Annotated in this window: 29 protein-coding genes and 1 tRNA gene; 23 read left to right on the forward strand and 7 right to left on the reverse strand. The window is 58.9% G+C overall.

Translation table 11 applies throughout. From position 1 onward, the window contains the following. Positions 1-74 precede the first annotated feature (74 nt). Positions 75-440: an SPOR domain-containing protein gene (locus OH720_RS10795; RefSeq protein WP_272606433.1), complete on the forward strand. Its 366-nt coding sequence runs from the start codon at positions 75-77 to the stop codon at positions 438-440. 75 nt (positions 441-515) lie between these two features. Here OH720_RS10795 and OH720_RS10800 read toward each other — a convergent pair whose 3' ends face one another. From OH720_RS10800 to OH720_RS10810, 3 genes are all read right to left on the reverse strand, one after another. Then, positions 516-1,205, reverse strand: coding sequence for an endonuclease I family protein (locus OH720_RS10800; protein ID WP_272605584.1), 690 nt, complete (start codon positions 1,203-1,205; stop codon positions 516-518). Positions 1,206-1,209: 4 nt separating this feature from the next. Continuing rightward, positions 1,210-1,500, reverse strand: coding sequence for a DUF1654 domain-containing protein (locus OH720_RS10805; RefSeq protein ID WP_272605585.1), 291 nt, complete (start codon positions 1,498-1,500; stop codon positions 1,210-1,212). Between the two features lie 131 nt (positions 1,501-1,631). Continuing rightward, positions 1,632-2,720: an asparaginase gene (locus tag OH720_RS10810; RefSeq protein ID WP_272605586.1), complete on the reverse strand. Its 1,089-nt coding sequence runs from the start codon at positions 2,718-2,720 to the stop codon at positions 1,632-1,634. A gap of 325 nt (positions 2,721-3,045) precedes the next feature. Here OH720_RS10810 and OH720_RS10815 point away from each other — a divergent pair, with 325 nt between their 5' ends. From OH720_RS10815 to OH720_RS10850, 8 genes are all read left to right on the forward strand, one after another. Further along, on the forward strand, positions 3,046-3,477 hold the full coding sequence (locus OH720_RS10815) for a hypothetical protein (RefSeq protein ID WP_272605587.1): 432 nt from the start codon (positions 3,046-3,048) through the stop codon (positions 3,475-3,477). A 160-nt stretch (positions 3,478-3,637) separates the two neighbouring features. Next, on the forward strand, positions 3,638-4,594 hold the full coding sequence (locus OH720_RS10820; RefSeq protein ID WP_272605588.1) for a sugar ABC transporter substrate-binding protein: 957 nt from the start codon (positions 3,638-3,640) through the stop codon (positions 4,592-4,594). Between the two features lie 54 nt (positions 4,595-4,648). After that, positions 4,649-6,202 (forward strand): sugar ABC transporter ATP-binding protein, encoded by a 1,554-nt coding sequence (locus OH720_RS10825; protein WP_272605589.1) that lies wholly within the window; start codon positions 4,649-4,651, stop codon positions 6,200-6,202. Further along, positions 6,199-7,176: an ABC transporter permease gene (locus tag OH720_RS10830; protein ID WP_180205987.1), complete on the forward strand. Its 978-nt coding sequence runs from the start codon at positions 6,199-6,201 to the stop codon at positions 7,174-7,176. Before OH720_RS10825 ends, OH720_RS10830 begins: the two co-directional genes overlap by 4 nt. Positions 7,177-7,179: 3 nt before the next feature. Beyond that, positions 7,180-8,199, forward strand: a complete 1,020-nt coding sequence (locus OH720_RS10835) for a LacI family DNA-binding transcriptional regulator (protein ID WP_272605590.1) — start codon at positions 7,180-7,182, stop codon at positions 8,197-8,199. A 41-nt stretch (positions 8,200-8,240) separates the two neighbouring features. Beyond that, positions 8,241-9,158 carry a ribokinase gene (gene rbsK, locus OH720_RS10840; RefSeq protein ID WP_272605591.1) on the forward strand — a complete coding sequence of 306 codons (918 nt, stop codon included), beginning with the start codon at positions 8,241-8,243 and terminating at the stop codon, positions 9,156-9,158. Then, positions 9,155-9,559: a D-ribose pyranase gene (gene rbsD, locus OH720_RS10845; RefSeq protein WP_272605592.1), complete on the forward strand. Its 405-nt coding sequence runs from the start codon at positions 9,155-9,157 to the stop codon at positions 9,557-9,559. The genes rbsK and rbsD overlap by 4 nt, the downstream gene beginning before the upstream one ends. After that, positions 9,559-10,518, forward strand: coding sequence for a nucleoside hydrolase (locus tag OH720_RS10850; protein ID WP_272605593.1), 960 nt, complete (start codon positions 9,559-9,561; stop codon positions 10,516-10,518). Before rbsD ends, OH720_RS10850 begins: the two co-directional genes overlap by 1 nt. Before the next feature lie 203 nt (positions 10,519-10,721). On the opposite strand, the gene OH720_RS10855 is transcribed toward OH720_RS10850, so the two are convergent. After that, on the reverse strand, positions 10,722-10,916 hold the full coding sequence (locus OH720_RS10855; protein ID WP_272605594.1) for a hypothetical protein: 195 nt from the start codon (positions 10,914-10,916) through the stop codon (positions 10,722-10,724). Between the two features lie 133 nt (positions 10,917-11,049). On the opposite strand from OH720_RS10855, the gene OH720_RS10860 reads away from it, so the two are divergent. Next, complete coding sequence (locus OH720_RS10860) at positions 11,050-11,355, forward strand: hypothetical protein (RefSeq protein WP_272605595.1); 306 nt, start codon at positions 11,050-11,052, stop codon at positions 11,353-11,355. A gap of 165 nt (positions 11,356-11,520) precedes the next feature. Then, complete coding sequence (locus tag OH720_RS10865) at positions 11,521-11,838, forward strand: I78 family peptidase inhibitor (protein ID WP_272605596.1); 318 nt, start codon at positions 11,521-11,523, stop codon at positions 11,836-11,838. Between the two features lie 71 nt (positions 11,839-11,909). On the opposite strand, the gene OH720_RS10870 is transcribed toward OH720_RS10865, so the two are convergent. Further along, a complete protein-coding gene (locus tag OH720_RS10870; RefSeq protein ID WP_003179963.1) occupies positions 11,910-12,122 on the reverse strand; it encodes a cold-shock protein in 213 nt (70 codons plus the stop codon). 292 nt (positions 12,123-12,414) lie between these two features. Continuing rightward, positions 12,415-12,714, reverse strand: a complete 300-nt coding sequence (locus tag OH720_RS10875; protein WP_272605597.1) for a hypothetical protein — start codon at positions 12,712-12,714, stop codon at positions 12,415-12,417. Positions 12,715-13,087: 373 nt separating this feature from the next. Here OH720_RS10875 and thrS point away from each other — a divergent pair, with 373 nt between their 5' ends. The 9 genes from thrS (at position 13,088) to OH720_RS10920 (ending at position 20,544) form a co-directional block, all read left to right on the forward strand. Continuing rightward, the gene (gene thrS, locus OH720_RS10880) at positions 13,088-15,010 is read left to right on the forward strand and encodes a threonine--tRNA ligase (protein WP_046815517.1); all 1,923 of its coding nucleotides are present in this window, start codon (positions 13,088-13,090) and stop codon (positions 15,008-15,010) included. After that, on the forward strand, positions 15,010-15,561 hold the full coding sequence (gene infC, locus OH720_RS10885; RefSeq protein ID WP_172435703.1) for a translation initiation factor IF-3: 552 nt from the start codon (positions 15,010-15,012) through the stop codon (positions 15,559-15,561). Before thrS ends, infC begins: the two co-directional genes overlap by 1 nt. 60 nt (positions 15,562-15,621) lie before the next feature. Further along, positions 15,622-15,816, forward strand: a complete 195-nt coding sequence (gene rpmI, locus OH720_RS10890; RefSeq protein ID WP_002553160.1) for a 50S ribosomal protein L35 — start codon at positions 15,622-15,624, stop codon at positions 15,814-15,816. A gap of 28 nt (positions 15,817-15,844) precedes the next feature. Beyond that, positions 15,845-16,201: a 50S ribosomal protein L20 gene (rplT, locus tag OH720_RS10895; protein WP_007905879.1), complete on the forward strand. Its 357-nt coding sequence runs from the start codon at positions 15,845-15,847 to the stop codon at positions 16,199-16,201. 109 nt (positions 16,202-16,310) lie between these two features. After that, a complete protein-coding gene (pheS, locus tag OH720_RS10900) occupies positions 16,311-17,327 on the forward strand; it encodes a phenylalanine--tRNA ligase subunit alpha (protein WP_007905876.1) in 1,017 nt (338 codons plus the stop codon). A gap of 26 nt (positions 17,328-17,353) precedes the next feature. Next, positions 17,354-19,735 carry a phenylalanine--tRNA ligase subunit beta gene (gene pheT, locus OH720_RS10905; protein WP_272605598.1) on the forward strand — a complete coding sequence of 794 codons (2,382 nt, stop codon included), beginning with the start codon at positions 17,354-17,356 and terminating at the stop codon, positions 19,733-19,735. A gap of 3 nt (positions 19,736-19,738) precedes the next feature. Further along, complete coding sequence (gene ihfA, locus OH720_RS10910) at positions 19,739-20,041, forward strand: integration host factor subunit alpha (protein ID WP_002553164.1); 303 nt, start codon at positions 19,739-19,741, stop codon at positions 20,039-20,041. Beyond that, the gene (locus OH720_RS10915) at positions 20,022-20,378 is read left to right on the forward strand and encodes a MerR family transcriptional regulator (protein WP_003179985.1); all 357 of its coding nucleotides are present in this window, start codon (positions 20,022-20,024) and stop codon (positions 20,376-20,378) included. The genes ihfA and OH720_RS10915 overlap by 20 nt, the downstream gene beginning before the upstream one ends. Positions 20,379-20,467: 89 nt before the next feature. After that, positions 20,468-20,544: transfer RNA gene (locus OH720_RS10920), tRNA-Pro, on the forward strand. Positions 20,545-20,622: 78 nt separating this feature from the next. Here the strand turns inward: OH720_RS10920 and OH720_RS10925 are convergent. Beyond that, positions 20,623-21,801: a tyrosine-type recombinase/integrase gene (locus tag OH720_RS10925; RefSeq protein WP_272605599.1), complete on the reverse strand. Its 1,179-nt coding sequence runs from the start codon at positions 21,799-21,801 to the stop codon at positions 20,623-20,625. 427 nt (positions 21,802-22,228) lie between these two features. Here OH720_RS10925 and OH720_RS10930 point away from each other — a divergent pair, with 427 nt between their 5' ends. The 3 genes from OH720_RS10930 to OH720_RS10940 are packed head-to-tail and all read left to right on the forward strand — an operon-like array spanning position 22,229 to position 23,327. After that, positions 22,229-22,630 carry a hypothetical protein gene (locus OH720_RS10930; protein ID WP_272605600.1) on the forward strand — a complete coding sequence of 134 codons (402 nt, stop codon included), beginning with the start codon at positions 22,229-22,231 and terminating at the stop codon, positions 22,628-22,630. Further along, the gene (locus tag OH720_RS10935; protein ID WP_272605601.1) at positions 22,630-22,965 is read left to right on the forward strand and encodes a hypothetical protein; all 336 of its coding nucleotides are present in this window, start codon (positions 22,630-22,632) and stop codon (positions 22,963-22,965) included. Before OH720_RS10930 ends, OH720_RS10935 begins: the two co-directional genes overlap by 1 nt. Continuing rightward, positions 22,962-23,327 carry a phage tail protein gene (locus OH720_RS10940; protein WP_272605602.1) on the forward strand — a complete coding sequence of 122 codons (366 nt, stop codon included), beginning with the start codon at positions 22,962-22,964 and terminating at the stop codon, positions 23,325-23,327. Before OH720_RS10935 ends, OH720_RS10940 begins: the two co-directional genes overlap by 4 nt. Positions 23,328-23,540 lie beyond the last annotated feature (213 nt).

The raw sequence follows: 23,540 nt of genomic DNA on the forward strand, positions 1-23,540 counted from the left end.
GCCCATTTTGCGGCACTCGCGATGTATTCATGAATGCTAAAATCCCCCGCTTTAAGCATTCAGAGGGAAACGCTGTGCGCAAAATGGTCTTGGCAATTGCGGTATTGGCGCTGGCGGGATGCGGTGAAGGCAAGCGCGAGGAGACATCCAAGCCGCAGCCTGCAGCGGCGGCGACGTCGGCACAGGTCGCGGGGCCACAGTGGGATCTCGAAGTACGGGGTGAAACCCCCCAGGCCGTCAGCGATCTCAGCGGCTGGCTGATCGAGCACAGCTTCATGTCCAACGTGATCAGGGAAAATGGCAAGACCCGCATCCTGATGGGGCCTTACAGCTCCAAAGAAGAAGCTGACGCCAAGCAGGCGCAGGTGAATGCCGCACTGATCAAGGCGAAGAAGCAGAACATTGAAGTGCTGGTGCTGGAGCGCCCGACGGCTCAGTAAAGACTCTATCGGGTGGCTGAAATAACGAAGGCCTGGGGTGTTTAAACCCCAGGCCTTCTTATTTGCAGCGAGCGTTTAGCCGCAGGCTTTCATGTCGACCGGACCGACGAACTCGTTGCCGCGCCCCATGACACACGCCACGCTCTGGTTGCGTTGGCGTTCCCAGGCTTGCACCGGGTAGGTCTTGTCCCAGGCCTTGTACAGCTGCTGGTCCTGTTTCGACAGGCGCAAGCCATATTGCTTGCTCATGTAGAAATAGGTCCGGGCGATCATGCCGCGGATGGAAGGGCGGGGCATGACTTTTTTCGCCTTGAAGTCGACCTGGGTCAGGCACGAACCGTATTGGCCCGATTGCTCCGGCAGCCAGCCGAAACTGAAATTGCTGCGGTCACCATTGACCTCGCCGATGCTGGGCACCAGGTTGTGCAGGTCGGCTTCGGCCTTCTGGTAGGTCGGATCGTACCGCGTACAGTTTTTACGCCCGCCCTCCTGCCAACACTGACGCTGATGCCCGATTTGCCAGGCCGGAACAATGTGTTCCCACTCGATGCGTTCGGCGCGCTTGGCGTTTTTGCGCGGCACATAACCGCACGCCGCGAGGTTCACCTTGTTACCGGTGTATTTGCAGCCGCAGTAAAACTCGGTGGATTGCGGTGCATACAGCTTCCAGGCGACTTTCTTGGCTTCGCTGAACGTGCGCGGCGCATCAGCCTGGGCGCCCGTGGCAAGCACCAGGAACAGCAAAGCAAAACAACGGACACTCATCGACTCAGTCTTCCTTCGGCACTACCCAGAAAATCTGCACGCCACCATCGTCGCGATAGGCGAGGGTAACGTTGTCGTTCTCGTCGATTTCTTCGAGCAGGCGTTCCCACTCGTCCACGGGCTCGTCCGGAAGGCGAAAGATCAGGGCGGCCCTGGCTTTTTGGGCGGTAGGGCTGTTGATGATTTTCTGAACGCGCAGGCCCATGCGTACATAGGTGTCTGGTGCGGCGGAGGTAGTGTCCACAGGATTATCCTTATTAAGCTGTACGTGCATACAGTATTTAACTGTAGGCATTTTCGCAACTGCTTAAAATTCAAGAGAATCGTCTGACAGTGGTTTTTGTCGATTGGTGTAGGGCGATGAGAGTTTTTTTGTCAGGCGGGAGGCGAGGGTGCCCGACCGGAGTCGGTCGGGCGAGGGGTGAATCAATATTCCCAGAACATCCGTTGCAGTTCTTTGCTGTCATTGGTCTTGGTCAGCGCGACCATCGCCAGGATCCGGGCTTTCTGCGGGTTCAGGTCATGCGCCACCACCCAGTCGTATTTGTCGTCAGGCTGTTCGGCGTTACGCAGGACAAAACCACCGGCATTGACGTGGGAAGAGCGGATGATCTGCACCCCGTCCTTGCGCAGGGCTTGCAGGGCAGGAACGACCCGGGAAGAGACCGAGCCATTGCCGGTGCCGGCATGGATGATGGCCTTGGCGCCCGACTGGGCCAGTGCCTTGTAGGCGGTGTCGCCGACGTTGCCGTAGGAGTAGGCGATTTCGACGTCAGGCAGGCTCTGGATGGTCTTGATGTCGAATTCCGAGTCCATGGTGTGGCGCTTGACTGGCTGGCGGAACCAGTAGGATTTGCCTTCGACCACCATCCCGAGGGGGCCCCAGGCGCTTTTAAACGCCTCGGTCTTGATGTTGACCATTTTGCTGACATCGCGACCTGACTGGATTTCATCGTTCATGGTCACCAGCACGCCTTTGCCACGCGCGTCTTTGCTGCTGGCGACGGCGACGGCGTTGTACAGGTTCAACATGCCGTCGGCCGACATGGCCGTGCCCGGGCGCATGGAGCCCACGACAATGATCGGCTTGTCGGTTTTTTCCACCAGGTTGAGGAAATAGGCGGTTTCTTCCAGGGTGTCGGTGCCGTGGGTTATCACGATGCCATCGACGTCCTTGCTGTCCGCCAGCTCGGCGACGCGACGGCCCAACTGCAGCAGGTTGTCGTTGGTGATGCTTTCGGAGGCGATCTGCATGACCTGTTCGCCGCGGACATTGGCCAATTGGCTGAGCTGCGGAACCGCGGCGATCAATTGTTCGATGCCGACTTTCGCCGCTTGATAGGTGGCGCTGTTGGCGGCGCTGGCGCCTGCACCGGCGATGGTGCCGCCGGTCGCCAGGACCACGACATTCGCCAGTTTCTGTTGGGTTTCGACTTCTTTTGCCTGAAGGGCGGCGGGCAGGAGCAGCAGGAGGGCCAAGGTGCCCGGAATAAGATTTTTCAAAGCAGATGTCATTATTTTTCTCTCTAGTAGTGACGGTGCCGATGCAGGTTCATCTAGATGCGCCCCAAACGGATCTGAACCTTTGGGGTGCTGGAGAAAGAGCAGGACTCGTACCAGTTACAACCAGAATCAGAAAAAACGCTTAACCTGTTGAATTGTTTAGTTATTTAAACGCAGTGTTGATCGGCGATTATCCTCTTTTGTCCGGCTTTCCGACTCTCGGTGGATTTTTCATTCGGCTTTCCGAAAGGATTACGACTCTCATTTAAATATCGGCATTAAAGAAACCTGCTGGCAGGTCGATGCTTCAGTGAAGAATCATCTACAGGGAGTTCACATGTCGTTGTCGGTCGGTTTAAACAATTCAGCGGTTATCATTATCGGCGGGAAATCCACGGCTGCCGTCGACACCCAGAGCGACGCGGCTTCGGCGCAACAGCTCGGTGCGTCCGTAGAAGATGAAAAATCTGTCCAAATGAGGCAGGGCGCACAGGCGGGTGAAAAAGCCGAAGGCGAGGGCAGCCAGCAAAGCATTGCGGTGCAATTGCTGCTCAAGCGCATGCAGGAACTGCAAGAGCAATTGCGTGAGCAACAGCAACAACTGGCGGCTGTCCAGGCCGCGTCCTACCAGTCTGAAGAGGCCAAGGCCATGGCCGTGATGTCGATCCAGGCACGAATTGCCGATACGTCAGCGGCATTGATGCAGGTGGCCGCCAGCCTGGCGAAAGAGTTGACCGGTTCCGGCAATATTGTCAGCACCTCGGCGTGATCGGGCCTGCCGATGGGCATACGCGCAACCTGCGAACGGGGTATGACGGTCGTTGACAAATTCCGGCAAGATTCGCATAGTCAGGGTTCGCAAACGTTTGCGACACCTCTGGATGCCGCCTCGACGTTGCTCACAATAATCATAAGATCGGAGTGAACCCATGAAGCTGCCATTCGCTGGACGTCTTCTCGCTGTCGCAATATTGGCTGGTGCAACCGCCGCGCTGCCTGTTTCTTCGGCGTTCGCCCAGACGCCTGAAAAGCCCAAGGTCGCGCTGGTGATGAAGTCCCTGGCCAACGAATTCTTCCTGACCATGGAAGACGGCGCCAAGGCTTACCAGAAAGACCACTCCGGCGAGTTCGAGCTCATCTCCAATGGCATCAAGGACGAGACCGATACCGCCAACCAGATCCGCATCGTCGAGCAAATGATCGTTTCCCGGGTCAATGCCCTGGTGATCGCACCCGCTGATTCCAAGGCCATGGTGCCGGTGATCAAAAAAGCCGTCGACGCCGGCATCACCGTGATCAACATCGACAATCAGCTCGATCCGGCCGTGGTCAAGAGCAAGAACATCAGCGTGCCGTTCGTAGGCCCGGATAACCGCAAGGGCGCACGCCTGGTGGGTGAGTACCTGGCCAAACAGCTCAAGGCCGGTGATGAAGTCGGCATCATCGAAGGCGTGTCCACCACCACCAATGCCCAGGCCCGCACCGCAGGCTTCAAGGATGCGATGGAGGCGGCGCAGATCAAGGTTGTGTCCGTGCAATCGGGCGACTGGGAAATCAACAAGGGCAACCAGGTGGCTTCCTCGATGCTCAGCGAGTACCCGAACATCAAGGCCCTGCTGGCCGGCAACGACAGCATGGCGGTGGGCGTGGTGTCTGCCGTACGTGCCGCGGGCAAGGCTGGCCAAGTAAAGGTGGTCGGTTACGACAACATCAACGCCATCAAGCCGATGCTCAAGGATGGCCGCGTCCTGGCCACCGCCGATCAGTTTGCCGCCAGGCAGGCGGTATTCGGCATCGAGACCGCGTTGAAGATCATCAAGGGCGAGAAAGTCGACAGCGGCACCAACGGCGTGATCGAAACTCCGGTAGAGCTGGTTACACAGTAATTTTCCGGCGACACAATGACGCTCGCCCGTCCCGGCGAGCGCATGGAGAGTCTTATGTCTGTTAGCGCCCCGCACGCTGTCCTCTCGGTCAGCGGCATTGGCAAGACTTACGCGCAGCCCGTCCTGGCCGGCATCAACCTCACGCTCATGCGCGGCGAGGTGCTGGCACTGACCGGCGAGAACGGTGCCGGCAAAAGCACGCTGTCGAAGATCATTGGCGGGCTGGTCACGCCGACCACCGGCCAGATGCAGTTTCAAGGGCAGGATTACCGCCCGGGCAGTCGCACCCAGGCTGAAGACCTGGGAATCCGCATGGTGATGCAGGAGCTCAACCTGTTGCCGACCCTGTCGGTGGCGGAAAACCTGTTCCTGCACAAGCTGCCCAGTAGCGGCGGCTGGATCAAGCGCAAGCAACTGCGCCTGGCGGCGATCGAAGCCATGGCTCAGGTAGGGCTGGACGCGATCGACCCCGACACGCTGGTGGGTGAGCTGGGCATCGGCCACCAGCAGATGGTCGAGATCGCGCGCAACCTGATCGGCGATTGCCACGTGCTGATCCTCGATGAGCCGACTGCGATGCTGACCGCCCGCGAAGTCGAAATGCTCTTCGAGCAGATCACGCGCCTGCAGGCCCGTGGTGTGTCGATCATCTATATCTCCCATCGCCTCGAAGAACTGGCACGGGTGGCCCAGCGCATTGCGGTCCTGCGTGACGGCAACCTGATGTGTGTCGAGCCAATGGCCAACTACAACAGCGAGCAACTGGTCACGCTGATGGTCGGGCGGGAACTGGGCGAACACCTCGACATGGGGCCGCGCGACATTGGCGCGGCGGCATTGACGGTCAAGGGGCTGACCCGCGCCGACAAGGTGCATGACGTGTCCTTCGAAGTGCGGGCGGGCGAGATCTTCGGCATTTCCGGTTTGATCGGGGCAGGGCGCACCGAGTTGCTGCGCTTGATCTTCGGCGCCGACACCGCGGACAGCGGTACGGTGGCGCTGGGTTCACCGGCGCAGGTGGTGAGTATCCGTTCGCCGGTGGACGCGGTCGGGCATGGTATCGCCCTGATCACTGAAGACCGCAAGGGGGAGGGCCTGCTGCTGACGCAATCGATCAGCGCGAACATTGCGCTGGGTAACATGCCCGATATTTCCAGTGGTGGCCTGGTCAACCCTGGCGATGAGGCGAAACTGGCCCAGCGGCAGATCGACGCCATGCGCATCCGCAGTTCCGGGCCGGCGCAGTTGGTGTCCGAGTTGTCCGGTGGCAACCAGCAGAAGGTGGTCATCGGTCGCTGGCTGGAGCGTGATTGCTCGGTGCTGCTGTTCGACGAGCCTACGCGCGGCATCGATGTCGGCGCCAAGTTCGACATTTACGCGCTTCTCGGCCAGCTGACGCGCCAGGGCAAGGCGTTGGTGGTGGTGTCCAGCGACCTGCGCGAATTGATGTTGATCTGCGACCGCATCGGCGTGCTCTCGGCAGGACGCCTGATCGACACTTTCGAGCGCGACAGCTGGACCCAGGATGATTTGCTTGCCGCCGCGTTCGCCGGCTACCAACAACGTGATGCGCAGCTCAACGCAGCGGCGCCTAGGGATCTTCAATGAAAACCGCATCTTCGGCTGGCCAACGCAGCGGCAATTTCTACGGGCTGGGTACTTATCTGGGGCTGGCCGGTGCCTTGCTGGCCATGATCGTGCTGTTCTCGGTGCTGAGCAGTCATTTTCTCTCCTACAACACCTTCAGTACCCTGGCCAACCAGATTCCGGACCTGATGGTCCTGGCGGTCGGGATGACCTTCGTGCTGATCATCGGCGGCATCGATCTGTCGGTGGGGTCGGTGCTGGCACTGGCCGCGTCGACCGTCAGCGTGGCGATTCTCGGCTGGGGCTGGAGCGTGCTGCCGGCGGCATTGCTTGGCATGGCGGCTGCCGCGCTGGCGGGGACCGTCACCGGCTCGATCACCGTGGCCTGGCGCATTCCTTCGTTCATCGTGTCCCTGGGCGTGCTGGAAATGGCCCGCGGCGTGGCGTACCAGATGACCGGTTCGCGCACGGCCTACATCGGCGATGCGTTTGCCTGGTTGTCCAATCCGATCGCCTTCGGGATTTCGCCATCGTTCATCATTGCCTTGCTGATCATTTTCATCGCCCAGGCCGTGTTGACCCGTACCGTGTTCGGCCGCTACCTGATCGGCATCGGCACCAACGAAGAAGCGGTACGCCTGGCGGGGATCAACCCCAAGCCCTACAAGATCCTGGTGTTCAGCCTGATGGGGTTGCTGGCCGGTATTGCCGCGTTGTTCCAGATTTCTCGCCTGGAAGCGGCGGACCCCAATGCCGGCTCCGGCCTGGAACTGCAAGTGATCGCTGCCGTGGTGATTGGCGGCACCAGCCTGATGGGCGGGCGCGGCTCGGTCATCAGTACCTTCTTCGGCGTGCTGATCATTTCGGTGTTGGCCGCCGGCCTGGCGCAGATCGGCGCCACCGAGCCGACCAAGCGCATCATCACTGGCGCGGTGATCGTGGTGGCGGTGGTGCTTGATACTTATCGCAGTCAACGCGCAAGCCGGCGGACCTGAGTCATGGCAACGATCAAGGATGTAGCGGCACTGGCGGGGATTTCCTACACCACGGTGTCCCATGTGGTGAACAAGACCCGGCCGGTCAGTGAAGAAGTGCGGATCAAGGTCGAGGCGGCGATCAAGACCCTCGACTACGTGCCCAGCGCCGTGGCCCGGTCCCTCAAGGCCAAGACCACGGCGACCATCGGCCTGCTGGTGCCCAACAGCCTCAACCCGTACTTCGCCGAGCTGGCGCGGGGCATCGAGGATTACTGTGAGCGCAATGGCTACTGCGTGATCCTGTGTAATTCGGACGACAACCCGGACAAGCAGCGCAGCTACCTGCGGGTACTGCTGGAGAAACGCATCGACGGGCTGATCGTCGCCTCGGCCGGAGGTGACAGCGGGCTGGCCGAGGGCCTGGCGGGCGTGCGCACGCCGATGGTGATCGTCGACCGCGGGCTCGAAGGCGTCGACGCCGATCTGGTTCGCATCGATCACGAGTACGGCGCCTACCTGGCGACCCGGCATCTGCTGGAGTTGGGGCATCGGGACATCGCCACTATCAGCGGCCCTGCGACTACCAGTGTGGCGCAGATGCGCCTGGCCGGGTTTCGTCGGGCCCTTGAAGAGGCGGGCATCCGTGTGGCGCACGGGCGCATGCTGGAAAGCGATTTCACCAGCACCGGCGGCTACAGCGCTGCCGCGATGCTGCTGGAAAAAAATCCCCCCAGCGCGATTTTCGCCGCCAACGACATGATCGGCTTCGGCGTGCTGCGTGCCGCCGCCGAGCGCAATATTCGCGTGCCGACGGACCTGTCGGTCATCGGCTTCGACGACATCCAGATGAGCCGCTATGTCTATCCGGCATTGACCACGGTCGGTCAGTCGATCCTGCAACTGGGCGAAATGGCCGCCGGGGTGCTGCTGCGCCGGATTGCCAGGCCGGACCTGGCGACCGAGCAACGGATCGTCACCCCCAGCATCGTCATGCGCGAATCGACCGCGCCGTTGGCCGGGGTGTTTGATCAATATCGCTAAATCCCAGGCAGCGCTGAAATAGTCTTGATGAGTAGTAATTTATGTCAGCAAAAGTAGTGGTAGTCGGCAGCTTGAACATGGACCTGGTGACCCGGGCGCCGCGCTTGCCCCGTGGTGGTGAAACGCTGATCGGCCAGTCGTTCGCGACGGTCTGTGGCGGCAAGGGTGCGAACCAGGCCGTGGCGGCCGCGCGCCTCGGTGCACAGGTGTCGATGGTGGGCTGCGTGGGCAGCGATGCCTACGGCCAGGAGTTGCGCCAGGCGTTGCTGGACGAGGGCGTCGATTGTCGGGCCGTCAGCGCCGTGGAGGGTAGCAGTGGCGTGGCGTTGATCGTGGTCGACGATAACAGCCAGAACGCCATCGTAATCGTCGCCGGGGCCAACGGCGCACTGACGCCGGCGGTGCTCGGCTGCTTCGATGCGGTGCTGCAGGAGGCGGATGTGATCATCTGCCAGCTGGAAGTGCCGGACGCCACGGTTGGCCATGCGCTCAAGCGCGGACGTGAGCTGGGCAAGACCGTGATCCTCAACCCCGCGCCGGCCAGTCGAGCGTTGCCACAGGACTGGTATGCGTCCATCGATTACCTGATCCCCAACGAGAGTGAAGCGGCAACGCTCAGCGGCTTGCCGGTGGACTCGCTGCATACGGCGCAGATCGCCGCCACTCGACTGATCGAGATGGGGGCCGGCAAGGTCATCATCACCCTCGGCGCCCAGGGATCATTGTTTGCCGATGGCAAGGGCTTCGAACATTTCCCGGCGCCGAGCGTGAAGGCGCTCGACACCACAGCGGCCGGCGATACCTTCGTTGGCGGTTTCGCCGCGGCCCTGGTGGCCGGGATGAGCGAAGCGCAAGCGATACGGTTCGGCCAGGTCGGCGCGGCATTGTCGGTCACCCGGGCTGGCGCGCAACCCTCGATTCCCACTCTGGCCGATGTGCAGGCGTTTAAAACACCATGAAAAAGACCCCTTTACTCAATGTCGCGCTGTCGCGGCTGATTGCCTCCCTGGGCCATGGCGACAAGGTGGTGATAGGCGATGCGGGCCTGCCAGTGCCGCCAGGTGTCGAACTGATCGACCTGGCCTTGACCCAGGGCATTCCGGATTTCGTCAGCACCCTGAAAGTATTGCTCAGCGAAATGCAGGTCGAAAGCCATGTGCTGGCGCAGGAGATCCTGGAGAGGCGCCCGCCGGCACTGACGACCCTGGACGCGCTGGAGGCCGAGGGTGCGCTGGGGCGGCGCGAATTGGTCAGCCATGAGCAGTTCAAGCTCCTCAGTCGACAGGCGCGGGCGATCGTGCGCACCGGCGAATGCCAGCCTTACTGCAATATTGTGCTGGTGGCCGGGGTAACGTTCTGATGGGCGCCCAGTTGGAGCAACCGATCGACTTGATCATCGATACCGATCCGGGTGCCGATGATGTGATTGCCTTGCTGTTTGCCCTGGCGTCGCCACAAGAATTGAACGTGCGCGCCTTGACCACCGTCGCCGGCAATGTGCCCCTGGACAAAACCTCACGCAATGCACGGCTAGCCCTCGAGTGGGCCGGCCGCGAAGAGGTGCCGGTGTACGCCGGGGCATCGAAGCCGCTGGTGCGCACGCCCATCTATGCCGAGCACGTCCATGGCGAGGAAGGTTTGCCGGGTGTCGCGGTGCATGAGCCGAAGAGGGGACTGGCCGAGGGCAGTGCGATCGATTTCCTGATCGACACGTTGCTGGCCGCCACGCCCCATAGCGTGACCATCGCCATGCTGGGGCCACAGACCAATCTTGCCTTGGCGCTGATGCGCGAGCCGCAAATCGTTCGGGGCATCAAGCAGGTGGTGATCATGGGCGGCGCGCACTTCAACGGCGGTAACATCACCCCGGTGGCCGAATTCAACCTGTTCGCCGATCCGCATGCGGCCGAGGTGGTGCTCAAGAGTGGCGTGGACCTGGTTTACCTGCCACTGGACGTGACCCACAAGATCCTCACCAGTGACGCGCGCCTCGCGCAGATAGCGGCGTTGAACAACAAGGCCGGCAAGCTGGTGGGCGATATCCTGCAAGAGTGCATCGGCGGTGACATGGAGCGCTACGGCATTCCCGGTGGCCCGGTGCATGACGCCACGGTCATCGCCTACCTGCTCAAGCCGGCACTGTTCAGCGGTCGTTCGGTCAATGTGGTGGTCGACAGCCGCGAAGGTCCGACCTTTGGCCAGACCATCGTCGACTGGTATGACAGTCTCAAGGCGCCGAAGAACGCCTTCTGGGTTGAAAGCGGTGACGCCCAGGGCTTCTTCGATCTGATGACCGAGCGCCTGGCGCGTCTGCAATAGCGCTCGAACCCTGGGGCCTTTGAATGCATTCCCCTGTAGGAGCGAGCCTGCTCGCGATGGACGTCAACGATAACGCGCCCTGTCTGGATGAGCGCGTTGTCTGGGCGTTCATCGCGAGCAGGCTCGCTCCTACAGGGAAACGAATACATCCGCGAAGTCAGGCTGCTTTCACGTCCAGAGGCTTCCCCCCGCCATGGAATCTCTCACTGCGAATGCCCGGCACGCGAGTGTTTTTCGAAGAGCTGGTCGATGAAAGAGCGTGCCGCTTCGGTGCCCAGGTCCTTGACCAGCAGGTCAACGCCGATGATGGCCAGCTCTTCCGGGCTGCCGGGGCTGTAGGACTTATGGCCATCAGGCCACTTGATCTTGATGTCGGCTTCGATGCTCACGCTGGTCATGACAGGGCTCGGGAGTCAGGGAGAATGGTGAGTGTCGAGTTAATCACTTTACGACGCTTTTGGCACTGCGACTTAGGCATGAATGCAGGGCTGTGCGACACTTGGGCTTTGATGGCCATTTCAGGATCGTGCTGTGCAGATCGATTTGAACACTCCCGATGCCTTGACCCTTGAAGCGGTACGCCAGCTGTTGGCTGCAGCCAGCGACGATGAGCACACGCAATTGCGCGTGACCAAGGGCGGCATCGCCTATATTTCATCGGGGGTCGTGGGTGGCACCGATATCGACGGCTTGCTGTTTCGCCTGGAAACCTGGGCGAAGGGTTCCGGTTATGTCGGGCGGGTGGCGGCCAGTGACGAAGTCTGGGTCATGCAGATCTACAATGCGTTGAAGCAGAACTGGCCAAAACCGGCTTTTGACTACATCGACGTCTACTGAATGCCATTCATATTCAGTCACGATTGAAAGATGAAGGGCGGGGCGCAGCTCAGGCAAACTTGCCGTTTGTCCGTTGAGAAGGGCGGGAGCCTGGGTGCCCCGTGAAACCAAACGCCGGATTGGCGGTCGCAAGAATTCAGCTAAATCATCGAATAAGGAGGCGTCATGCCTTGGAAGCTCGCGTCATTGGGTACTGTGCTGGCTGCTGCCATGCTGGCCGGTTGCAGCACGGGAACCACCGAGCCGACTGACCCGGCCACTACCACTGAGTCAGGTCATAGCCGTTGCGAGGCCAAAGCGGCCGAATTCGCCATCGGCAAGCAGGCTTCGCCCCAGTTGCTGGAGCAGGCACGCGCCCGTGCAGGCGCGCAAAACGCACGGTTCCTGCAGCCCAACGACATGGTGACGCTGGAGTACCGCTCGGATCGCCTGAACCTCAACACCGATGCCAATCGGGTCGTCACCCGCGTCAACTGCGGCTGATCGACCGGGCTTTTGTAACGCCCATAAAAAACCCCGTCACATGGACGGGGTTTTTTTAGTGCGCCTGGAAATTACTCTGGGCGAACTTGAGCAGCTTGCATACCCTTTTGGCCTTTCTCAGCCACGAAGGAAACAGTCTGGCCTTCTTTCAGGCTTTTGAAACCGTCGCTTTCGATAGCTTTGAAGTGTACGAACAGGTCGTCACCGCCACCTTGAGGAGTGATGAAGCCGAAGCCTTTTTCATCGTTGAACCATTTAACGGTGCCGGTTTGGCGATTAGACATGGTGTATCTCCAAGAAACATATATTTTCAGTAGTACTGTGCTGCTCAGGCCAACTGGGCACACCCGAGTATCATAGTCGAAATGTTCGCTTTGGGAGCCCCCCACAGCGGTTGTTTGCCCTACAGTCGCACATTCTTTGTTCGCGGATTGGGCTGAAAGCCCCGTATTTAAAGGCTTTCAGCCCAACGTAAAGGTGAGAAAAAAACCTGTAAAACCTGCACAATTTGTAGGAAAAAGCGTTTTTCAGGGGTTTTTCACCGGCCGAAAACGCTTTTACAGTGCGTTTATCGGATCATTTTTTCGCCGGAGGGGCCTTGCACTTGGCTATCTGGCCCAGGGCCTGTTGTTTCAGGGCATCGCTGGCCTGGTTGTTCATCAGCGCCTGCAAATCCTTGGCAGGGTACGATTTGATTGCGTCAGCTCCACAGGCGCAGTGGGATTTTGCCGCTGCGGCGCCGATCTGTTGTGCGGCGGCCTGGGTGCACTGCGCCATGTACTTCTCGCGTTCACCCTTCGGCCAATCGGCGTGGGCGGCCAGCGGAAGCAGCAGGACGATGGGTGCGACTACAGCGAGTAAACGATTCAGACGCATGCCGGGATGCTCCTTATGGGGAATGTCTTGTTATCTGAGGGGTAAAACGCGGTTCAAGTTCAGCACTCTGGCACAAAAACGCCGGATTCGCCTCGGCGCAAAGCCTGGACGCCGCCACGACCGTTCATCTGTGCTAGCATGCCTGGCTCGGGCGTTCGCAGGCGCCGGTCGACCTTCAGTCCCGGCCGCGGCAGATGCCCGAATAACCCTGATTTGAATCCCAGTCACTCTGGTTCGATTTTCCGGTTGGCCGCAAGGCTCCTGCCGCTGTAAGGCAGGCGTTCGTCATTGAATGGCCTGGATCGGATCTTGTACTGGCTCATCCCAACCCACGTGACCTTTGGTAGGGGTCACCACTAGGAGAGGAGGCGCCATGCCAACTATTACTCTTCCCGACGGCAGTCAACGTTCATTCGATCACCCGGTTTCCGTAGCCGAGGTCGCCGCATCCATTGGTGCCGGCCTGGCCAAGGCCACCGTAGCGGGCAAGGTCGATGGCAAGCTGGTTGACGCCAGCGACACCATCAGCAGCGACGCTACGCTGCAAATCATCACGCCAAAGGATGAAGAGGGGCTGGAGATCATTCGCCACTCTTGCGCCCACCTGGTCGGTCATGCGGTCAAGCAGCTGTACCCGACGGCCAAGATGGTCATCGGCCCGGTCATTGACGAAGGCTTTTATTACGATATCGCCTTCGAGCGTCCTTTCACCCCGGACGACCTGGCCGCCATCGAACAGCGCATGCAGCAGCTGATCGAAAAAGATTACGACGTGATCAAGAAAGTCACTCCGCGCGCCGAAGTGATCGAAGTGTTCAAGGCCCGTGGCGAAGACTACAAGTTGCGCCTGGTCGAGGACATGCCGAACGAGCAGGCCATGGGCCTGTACTATCACGAAGAATACGTCGACATGTGCCGCGGTCCGCACGTGCCGAACACGCGTTTCCTGAAATCCTTCAAGCTGACCAAGTTGTCCGGCGCCTACTGGCGCGGCGATGCCAAGAACGAGCAACTGCAGCGCGTCTACGGCACCGCGTGGGCCGACAAGAAGCAGCTGGCGGCCTACATCCAGCGCATCGAAGAAGCCGAAAAACGCGATCACCGCAAGATTGGCAAGCGCCTGGGCCTGTTCCACACCCAGGAAGAGTCGCCGGGCATGGTGTTCTGGCACCCGAACGGCTGGACCCTGTACCAGGTGCTCGAGCAGTACATGCGCAAGGTGCAGCGCGACAACGGCTACCTGGAAATCAAGACCCCTCAGGTCGTTGACCGCAGCCTGTGGGAAAAATCCGGGCACTGGGCCAACTACGCCGACAACATGTTCACCACCCAGTCGGAAAACCGCGACTACGCCATCAAGCCGATGAACTGCCCTTGCCACGTGCAGGTGTTCAACCAGGGCCTGAAGAGCTACCGCGAGTTGCCGATGCGCCTGGCCGAGTTCGGTGCCTGCCACCGTAACGAGCCGTCGGGTGCGCTGCACGGCATCATGCGTGTGCGCGCGTTCACTCAGGACGACGCCCACATCTTCTGCACCGAAGAGCAGATGCAGGCCGAATCCGCTGCGTTCATCAAGCTGACCATGGACGTCTACGCCGATTTCGGCTTCAAGGACGTCGAGATGAAGCTGTCCACTCGTCCGGAAAAACGCGTCGGTTCCGACGAACTTTGGGATCGCGCCGAAGCGGCATTGGCTGCAGCCCTTGATAGTGCTGGCCTGCCGTACGATCTGCAGCCGGGTGAGGGGGCGTTCTACGGTCCGAAGATCGAATTCTCGCTGAAAGATTGCCTTGGCCGTGTCTGGCAGTGTGGTACCCTGCAGCTCGATTTTAACCTGCCTGTGCGTCTGGGTGCCGAATTCGTCTCCGAAGACAACAGCCGCAAGCATCCGGTGATGTTGCACCGGGCGATCCTGGGCTCCTTCGAACGTTTCGTCGGAATCCTGATCGAGCACTACGAGGGTGCATTCCCTGCGTGGCTGGCTCCGACCCAGGCAGTGATCATGAATATCACTGATAAACAGGCAGATTTTGCCGCCGAAGTGGAAAAAACTCTCAACGAAAGCGGGTTTCGTGCCAAGTCTGACTTGAGAAATGAAAAGATCGGCTTTAAAATCCGCGAGCATACCTTGCTCAAGGTTCCCTATCTCTTGGTTATCGGAGATCGGGAAGTCGAGATGCAGACTGTCGCTGTGCGTACTCGTGAAGGTGCTGACCTGGGCTCGATGCCCGTCGCCCAGTTCGCTGAGTTCCTCGCGCAAGCGGTTTCCCGGCGTGGTCGCCAAGATTCGGAGTAATTATTATTAAGCGTGAAATGAGACAAGATAAACGAACTGCACCGAAAGCCCCGATCAACGAGAATATCTCGGCACGCGAGGTTCGGTTAATTGGGGCTGAAGGTGAACAGCTCGGGATTGTGTCAATTGAAGACGCGCTTCTTAAGGCTGAAGAGGCCAAGCTGGATCTGGTGGAGATTTCCGCCGATGCAGTACCACCTGTTTGCAAACTGATGGACTACGGCAAATCGATCTTCGAAAAGAAGAAGCAGATTGCTGCGGCCAAGAAAAACCAGAAGCAGATCCAGGTTAAAGAAATCAAGTTTCGTCCAGGGACGGAGGAAGGGGATTACCAGGTAAAACTGCGCAACCTGGTACGTTTCCTGAGTGACGGGGACAGGGCCAAGGTATCCTTGCGATTCCGCGGCCGTGAGATGGCCCACCAGGAGCTGGGGATGGAACTCCTCAAGCGAGTTGAAGGTGACTTGCTCGAGTACGGTTCGGTCGAACAGCATCCTAAGATGGAAGGACGCCAGCTGATCATGGTCATCGCCCCGAAAAAGAAGAAGTAATCAACAGGGCACGGCAGGCCTTCTGATTATGTTTATCAACTGAATGCGGAGTATCCGAACATGCCAAAAATGAAGACCAAAAGTGGTGCTGCTAAGCGGTTTCTGAAAACTGCTAACGGTATCAAGCACAAGCACGCTTTCAAGAGCCACATCCTGACCAAAATGTCGACCAAGCGTAAGCGTCAACTGCGCGGTAGCAGCTTGCTGCATCCGTCTGACGTGGCAAAAGTCGAGCGCATGCTGCGCCTTCGTTAATTTTAGTCAAGAATAGAGGAAGTAACTCATGGCTCGTGTAAAGCGTGGCGTCATTGCCCGTAAGCGTCACAAAAAAATTCTGAAACTTGCTAAAGGCTACTACGGCGCACGCTCCCGCGTATTCCGTGTTGCCAAGCAAGCGGTAATCAAGGCAGGCCAATACGCCTACCGTGACCGTCGTCAGAAAAAACGTCAGTTCCGCGCTCTGTGGATCGCTCGTATCAACGCTGGTGCTCGTATCAACGGTCTGTCCTACAGCCGTTTCATCGCCGGCCTGAAAAAAGCGTCCATCGAGATCGACCGTAAGGTTCTGGCTGATCTGGCAGTGAACGAAAAAGCGGCGTTTGCTGCGATTGTCGAGAAAGCTAAAGCCACCTTGGCTTAAGTACCCCCGACAGTCACCCGGCCTCACCTCTGTGGGGCCAGGTGTTAAACGTCATAAATAGGGGAAGAGCCTTCAAGCTCTTCCCCTATTTTGTATCTGGAGTCTGTACATGGAAAACCTGGATGCGCTCGTCTCTCAAGCACTAGAGGCTGTGCAAAGCGCTGAAGATATCAATGCCCTGGAGCAAATCCGGGTTCACTACCTCGGCAAGAAGGGCGAGTTGACTCAGGTGATGAAGACCCTGGGGAATTTGCCGGCAGAAGAGCGTCCGCAAGTCGGCGCCCTGATCAACGTTGCCAAGGAGCGTGTCACAGAGGTCCTCAATGCCCGCAAGGCACTGTTTGAAGAGGCCGACCTGGCCGCCAAACTGTCTGCCGAGTCCATTGACGTGACCCTGCCTGGCCGCGGCCAGACCTCGGGTGGTCTGCATCCGGTTACTCGTACTCTGGAACGTATAGAACAGTTCTTCACCCACATCGGCTACGGCATTGCCGAGGGCCCTGAGGTCGAAGACGACTACCACAACTTCGAAGCGCTCAACATCCCAGGCCATCACCCGGCCCGGTCGATGCATGACACCTTCTATTTCAACGCCAACATGTTGCTGCGCACCCATACCTCGCCGGTACAGGTCCGCACCATGGAGTCGAAACAGCCGCCGATCCGCATCGTCTGCCCAGGTCGTGTGTACCGTAGCGACTCGGATATCACCCACTCGCCGATGTTCCACCAGGTCGAAGGCCTGCTGGTCGATCGCGACATCAATTTCGCCGACCTCAAGGGCACCATCGAAGAATTCCTGCGGGTGTTCTTCGAGAAAGAACTGGCCGTGCGTTTCCGTCCTTCCTACTTCCCGTTCACCGAGCCGTCGGCCGAAGTCGACATGGAATGTGTGATGTGCAGCGGTAAAGGCTGCCGCGTCTGCAAGCAGACCGGCTGGCTGGAAGTGATGGGCTGCGGCATGGTTCATCCGAACGTGCTGCGCATGTCCGGGATCGACCCGGAAGAGTTTTCGGGCTTCGCCTTCGGCATGGGCGTCGAGCGTCTGGCCATGCTGCGTTACGGCGTGAACGACTTGCGTCTGTTCTTCGACAACGACTTGCGGTTCCTCGCGCAATTTCGCTAGTCGTAACGAATTCTTAGGAGAGCAGGATGAAATTCAGTGAACAATGGCTGCGTGGCTGGGTAAGCCCGCAGGTAAGTCGCGACGAGCTGGTTGCCCGTCTGTCGATGGCCGGTCTTGAGGTCGATAGCGTGACGCCGGCCGCCGGCGAATTCACCGGCGTGATCGTCGGCGAGGTGCTGAGCACCGAGCAGCACCCGGACGCCGACAAGCTTCGCGTTTGCCAGGTCAGCAATGGCTCGGAGACCTTCCAGGTGGTTTGCGGCGCGCCAAACGTGCGCCCGGGCCTGAAGATCCCGTTCGCCACCCTCGGTGCCGAGCTGCCGGGCGACTTCAAGATCAAGAAAGCCAAGCTGCGCGGCGTCGAGTCCAACGGCATGCTGTGCTCGCAAGCCGAGCTGCAAGTGGGCGAAGGCAACGATGGCCTGATGGAATTGCCGGCTGATGCGCCGGTAGGCCAGGACATTCGTGAATACCTGAAACTGGACGACGCCAGCATCGAAGTCGACCTGACGCCGAACCGTGGTGACTGCCTGTCCCTGGCCGGCCTGGCCCGTGAAGTCGGCGCGCTGTATGCCGCCCCGGTCACTCGTCCAGTGTTTGCCTCCGTTCCGGCCGTGCACGATGAAGTGCGTTCGGTTGAAGTGCTGGCCCCTGCCGCCTGCCCGCGTTACCTGGGTCGTGTGATACGTAACGTCGACCTGGCCAAGCCAACACCGCTGTGGATGGTCGAGCGCCTGCGTCGTGCCGACGTGCGCAGCATCGATGCTGCCGTCGACATCACCAACTACGTGATGCTGGAGCTGGGTCAACCACTGCACGCCTTCGATCTCGCCGAAATCAATGGCGGCATCCGCGTGCGCATGGCCATCGAGGGCGAGAAGCTGGTCCTGCTCGACGGTCAGGAAGTCAGCCTGCGTAGCGATACGCTGGTGATCGCCGACCACACCCGTGCCCTGGCAATCGCCGGCGTCATGGGTGGCGAGCACAGCGGCGTCAACACCGCGACCACCCGCGATATCTTCCTGGAAAGCGCGTTCTTCGATCAGATCGCTGTTGCTGGCAAGGCCCGCTCCTATGGCCTGCACACCGACGCATCGCACCGCTACGAGCGCGGTGTGGACTGGCAACTGGCCCGTGAAGCCATGGAGCGCGCCACTGGCCTGCTGCTGGACATCACCGGTGGCGAAGCCGGCCCGATCATCGAGACCGTCAGCGAACAGCACCTGCCGAAGATTGCCCCGGTCACCTTGCGTGCCCAGCGCATCACCCAGATGCTGGGCATGGAAATGGATTCGGCCGAAGTCGAGCGTCTGCTCAACGCCTTGGGCCTGACCGTGACTGCCGATGGGGCAGGGCAGTGGCGCGTGGAAGTGCCAAGCCATCGCTTCGATATCAGCCTTGAAGTCGACCTGATCGAAGAACTGGCTCGCCTGTATGGCTACAACCGCCTGCCGGTTCGTTACCCGCAAGCGCGCCTGGCGCCGCAAGCCAAGGCCGAAGCCCGTAGCGAGCTGCCTGAACTGCGTCGCCTGCTGGTCGCCCGTGGTTACCAGGAAGCGATCACCTACAGTTTCATCGATCCGAAACAGTTCGAGCTGTTCAATCCAGGCGTCGAGCCGTTGTTGCTGGCCAACCCGATCTCGAACGACATGGCTGCCATGCGCTCGTCCCTGTGGCCAGGCCTGGTCAAGGCGCTTTCGCACAACCTGAACCGCCAGCAGGATCGCGTTCGTCTGTTCGAAAGCGGCCTGCGTTTCGTCGGCCAGCTCGAAGGCCTGAAGCAAGAGCCGATGCTGGCCGGTGTAGTCTGCGGCAGCCGTCTGCCGGAAGGCTGGGCACAGGGTCGCGATACCGTCGACTTCTTCGACGTCAAGGCTGACGTGGAAGCGGTGTTGGGCTTTGCCGGTGCGCTGGATGCCTTCAGCTTCGTGCCGGGCAAACACCCTGCGTTGCACCCGGGTCAAACCGCGCGCATCGAGCGTGAAGGTCGTCTGGTCGGTTTCGTCGGCGCCATCCACCCTGAACTGTCGAAAACCCTGGGTCTGGATCGTCCGGTCTTCGTTTTCGAGCTGGTCCTGGCGGAAGTGGCCTCGGGCAAAATGCCTAACTTCCACGAGTTGTCGCGCTTTCCTGAAGTGCGTCGTGACCTTGCACTGATTGCGCACAAAGACGTTGCCGCCTCGGCGGTACTGGACGTAATCCGTGAAAATGCAGGCGAATGGCTGACAGACCTCAGGCTATTTGACGTGTATCAGGGTAAAGGCATTGATCCTGATAGAAAAAGCCTCGCAGTTGGCTTGACCTGGCAGCATCCATCGCGCACTCTTAATGACGATGAGGTGAATTCCACGACGCAAAACATCCTCACCTCGCTCGAACAAAGGTTGGACGCCACGTTAAGGAAGTGACGTATGGGGGCTTTGACGAAAGCTGAGATGGCGGAACGTCTGTATGAAGAGCTGGGCCTGAACAAGCGGGAAGCCAAGGAATTGGTCGAACTGTTTTTCGAGGAAATCAGGCACGCTCTTGAAGACAACGAGCAGGTCAAATTGTCCGGTTTCGGCAATTTCGACCTTCGGGACAAACGCCAGCGGCCTGGCCGCAACCCGAAAACGGGGGAAGAAATCCCGATCACGGCTCGCCGTGTGGTCACCTTTCGTCCAGGGCAGAAGTTGAAGGCCCGAGTTGAGGCTTATGCTGGAACCAAGTCATAACGACGAGCTTCCCGTCATACCAGGCAAACGCTACTTCACCATTGGTGAAGTCAGCGAGCTGTGTGCGGTAAAACCACACGTGCTGCGCTACTGGGAGCAGGAGTTTCCTCAACTCAACCCCGTCAAACGCCGTGGAAACCGCCGGTATTATCAGCGCCAGGACGTGCTGATGATCCGGCAGATCCGCGCGCTGCTGTACGATCAGGGTTTCACCATCGGCGGCGCACGCCTGCGCCTGTCCGGCGATGAAGCCAAAGACGACACCACCCAGTACAAACAGATGATCCGGCAGATGATTGCCGAGCTCGAAGATGTGCTGGTTGTGCTCAAGAAATAAATTCCTGCATTTAAATACTTCCAGTTTTCAAAAGCTTGCGATATATTCTTGAGCGTCCCTCGAGATGAGGAACGAGTAACACGCCTAGTCGGGGCGTAGCGCAGTCCGGTAGCGCACTAGCATGGGGTGCTAGGGGTCGAGTGTTCGAATCACTCCGTCCCGACCATATTTTTCAATGACTTAGCCCAACTTTCACGAGTTGGGCTTTTTCATGTGCGTGACTTTTGCGTGACTTCTCGATTTTTCACGCCTGTTTCCTCTTCAAGATTGTCAGGACCGGTCCGCGCGAATCGGTTGCTGATACCATGTTCGCAGCTTCAATCAGATGCTCGAGTTCAGCGCCCGAATAGTGACTGGTGATGCTGCCGTTCTTGTGGCCCAGAAGTGCCTTTCGGTCTTCCTCAGTCACGCCTGCTGCGCGTAGCCGACGGCCAAATGTGTGTTTGAGGTCGTGGATCCTAATGGATGCATAACCTGGGTGAGCGGGGCGAAGGTTTTCCTCCTGCCAGAGTTTCGCCGCTCTCACCCGCGCCTTCTTCCAGGCCGAGTCGTTCATCCGGTGCACCGCGGTACCGTTGTAAGGGAAAACCCACTCCTTGCTCAGTCCACGCTGCTGCTCGATGATTGACCTTGCTACGCTGTTGAGCACGACCAGTCGCTCATCACCGTTTTTCACCCCGGACCGTTCGTGTCTGCCGCCGAAATCAGCCGGGATCAGAAATACGCTGGTCCCAAGCTCCGGTACCGCAATCTCCCAATCCCATCGCAGCTTGCAGACTTCCTGCTCCCGCGTGCCGGTGTTCACCTTGAACAACGCCATGGTTTGCAGGTGGGCTGGCAACTCCCCAAAAAGAATCGACTGCTCCTGCCATGACATTGGGTACGGCTTGCGGCTCGACTTCTTCTCTTCCAATTTCGTGAGCATTGGCACGCTATCCAGCCACGGCCTGCGCTCATCGTCTCGCCACTTCCTGGCACACAACGACAAAACCCGAACCACTCGCTCGATCGAGATGTTCACCGTTCTGTTGCTCACACCCTTCTTAACCTTGCCGTCCTCGAGCTTCTTGGTCGCCAACCTGTCCTTGATGAAAGGCACCAGGGCTTCGTCATCAATGTGGGTGAGCGGTATATCGCCAATGAACGGGTCCAACTGAGAAAGGTGGTGTGCCGATAAATTGATTGAAGGCTGGTCCTTGAACTCCAGCAGGAAGCGAGTCGCCGCCTCCCGCCAGATCCTGACCTTCTTTACGCCGTACACCTTCTGCTGGCGGATCTGCTCCAGCCTGAAGATCAGGTAGCGTTCCGCTTCTTCCCGGTCACCAGTTCCAGTGCTTTCGCAAAGTCGTTCTCCGTTGATTTTCTTGTCGATATGCCAGATGCCTTTCCTCTCGGAGAGGCCTGTGATCGATTTTCGCGCCATGATTTATCTCCTTTCAGGCGCTCGCTGCGGGGCAATTGTTGCTCCGGGGCGCGTTTTTTATCAATTGCTTTGGCCTCGACATACGCCGTCGCCCAGTCATCGAGCTCCTGCCGGTCGAAGCCGACACCGCGCTCACCTATAGAACAGACGGTCGTGCGTCGTTCTCCGAAGTTGCGGTTCAAGTAGCGGCTGCATTGTTTAGCACGCAGGGAATGTACATGGGATGGAACTCTTCATCCCAAGGTGAAGGACGTTTCATTGTCAACAGAGGTGGTGGTAACGGGGGGTTACGTGGCGATCAGTGAACGCTGATAACTCAGCCACCGGACCAACAATGTCTTACTCATATGCCGGGCTGCTCACAGTGCCGACATTGAGCGTAGGCACACCCATTCGCCTCGGGTCAGGCGGTACAGGCGCCACGTCTATGGGTGCAGCGGCGGTAGGTGCAGTTTCGCAAGCTAGCGGCGTACCGACCGGAAAGATATTAGAGGCTGGTTCAAACGCGAATGGTACGTTTATCAAGCTTGCTGACGGTACGCTGATTTGCAGATACAAATACGCAGTTATCCGCACGATGAGTAGTCCGACAGGTTCACTATTTTTTGGTGGATCTGGTGAAGGGGCTAAAAACTTTCCATACCCATTCATTGCAGCCCCCGCTATTAATATACAAGGCGCGCTGGAGACAGGCGAAGGCTGGTTTGTGCCGGGCTCCACACTCTTGAACTCCACAACGCAATGGCCTAGCGGTTATGTGTTTACACAAATTTCAAGAGGGGCAATGATTCTATCAATTGATTATGTAGCAATAGGGCGGTGGTTTTAATGAAAATTATGCTTAGTCCGCAACGTCGGGACGACACACTTGAAGTTATCAAGAATGGTGACGTTTTGACAGTTAACGGTGAAGATTTCGACTTTTCGCCAGTTGGCGAAGGCGACACTTTGCCCGCAGGCGCCATTTCATCGGGATGGTTTACTTATGAGGTTGATCGAGTGAACGGGGAACTTGAACTAACCTTAATCCTGCCAAACCCTTGGAACTATAGCCCTGAACAAGCTTTTCCGGTTTCGTTGCTTAACGTACCTGACGGCCCGGTTGCGTTTCCGTTGCCGCTTCCAGAAGTCCCTAGCGAAACCGTGAGTGAGGAGCAGGCATGAATATCGACTGGACCCAGCTCATCACCAAAGCCATGAAAGACGCTGCCGCGCTGGCCGCGCACCTGGCCGCAATGAAAACTGAACTCGGCGAGAAGAATGCCAAAGCGGCAGCGCAGATCGTCCGCATACAAGATCGAGTAGACACGCTCGGTTACGGCATCGATGCCGGCGAAGCGACCGAAGAGGACGAAGCCGAGCAGGCCGTGTTGTTGCTCAATCTCAAAGCCTGGAAAGCCTACAAGTTCGCGCTGGGCAAGGTGGCCGCCAAGGCGTCATGGCCTGCCAATCCAGAGTGGCCGGTCGAGCCAACTGTTCCGGACATTGCTGCTGACCCAATGGCTCGCACCGCTGAATTGATGTAGCGCGCCGAAGCGGCACAACGCACCCGCCACTGAGCGGGTTTATTTTTGTCCAAAATTTGAAGTCGGAGATACACCATGCCTTTCATCGTCATCAATTCCAGCAACGCCTTCGACCCAATCAATCTGGTCGAGTTTGCTACGGCTGAAGAGGCCGACGCCGAGGCTCGCGAGTCTTAGGCGCCCAGCCCTAGGCGGTGGTTGTACTGCACAGCT

The sequence above is a fragment of the Pseudomonas sp. WJP1 genome (genome assembly GCF_028471945.1).
In the GTDB taxonomy this organism is placed as follows: domain Bacteria; phylum Pseudomonadota; class Gammaproteobacteria; order Pseudomonadales; family Pseudomonadaceae; genus Aquipseudomonas.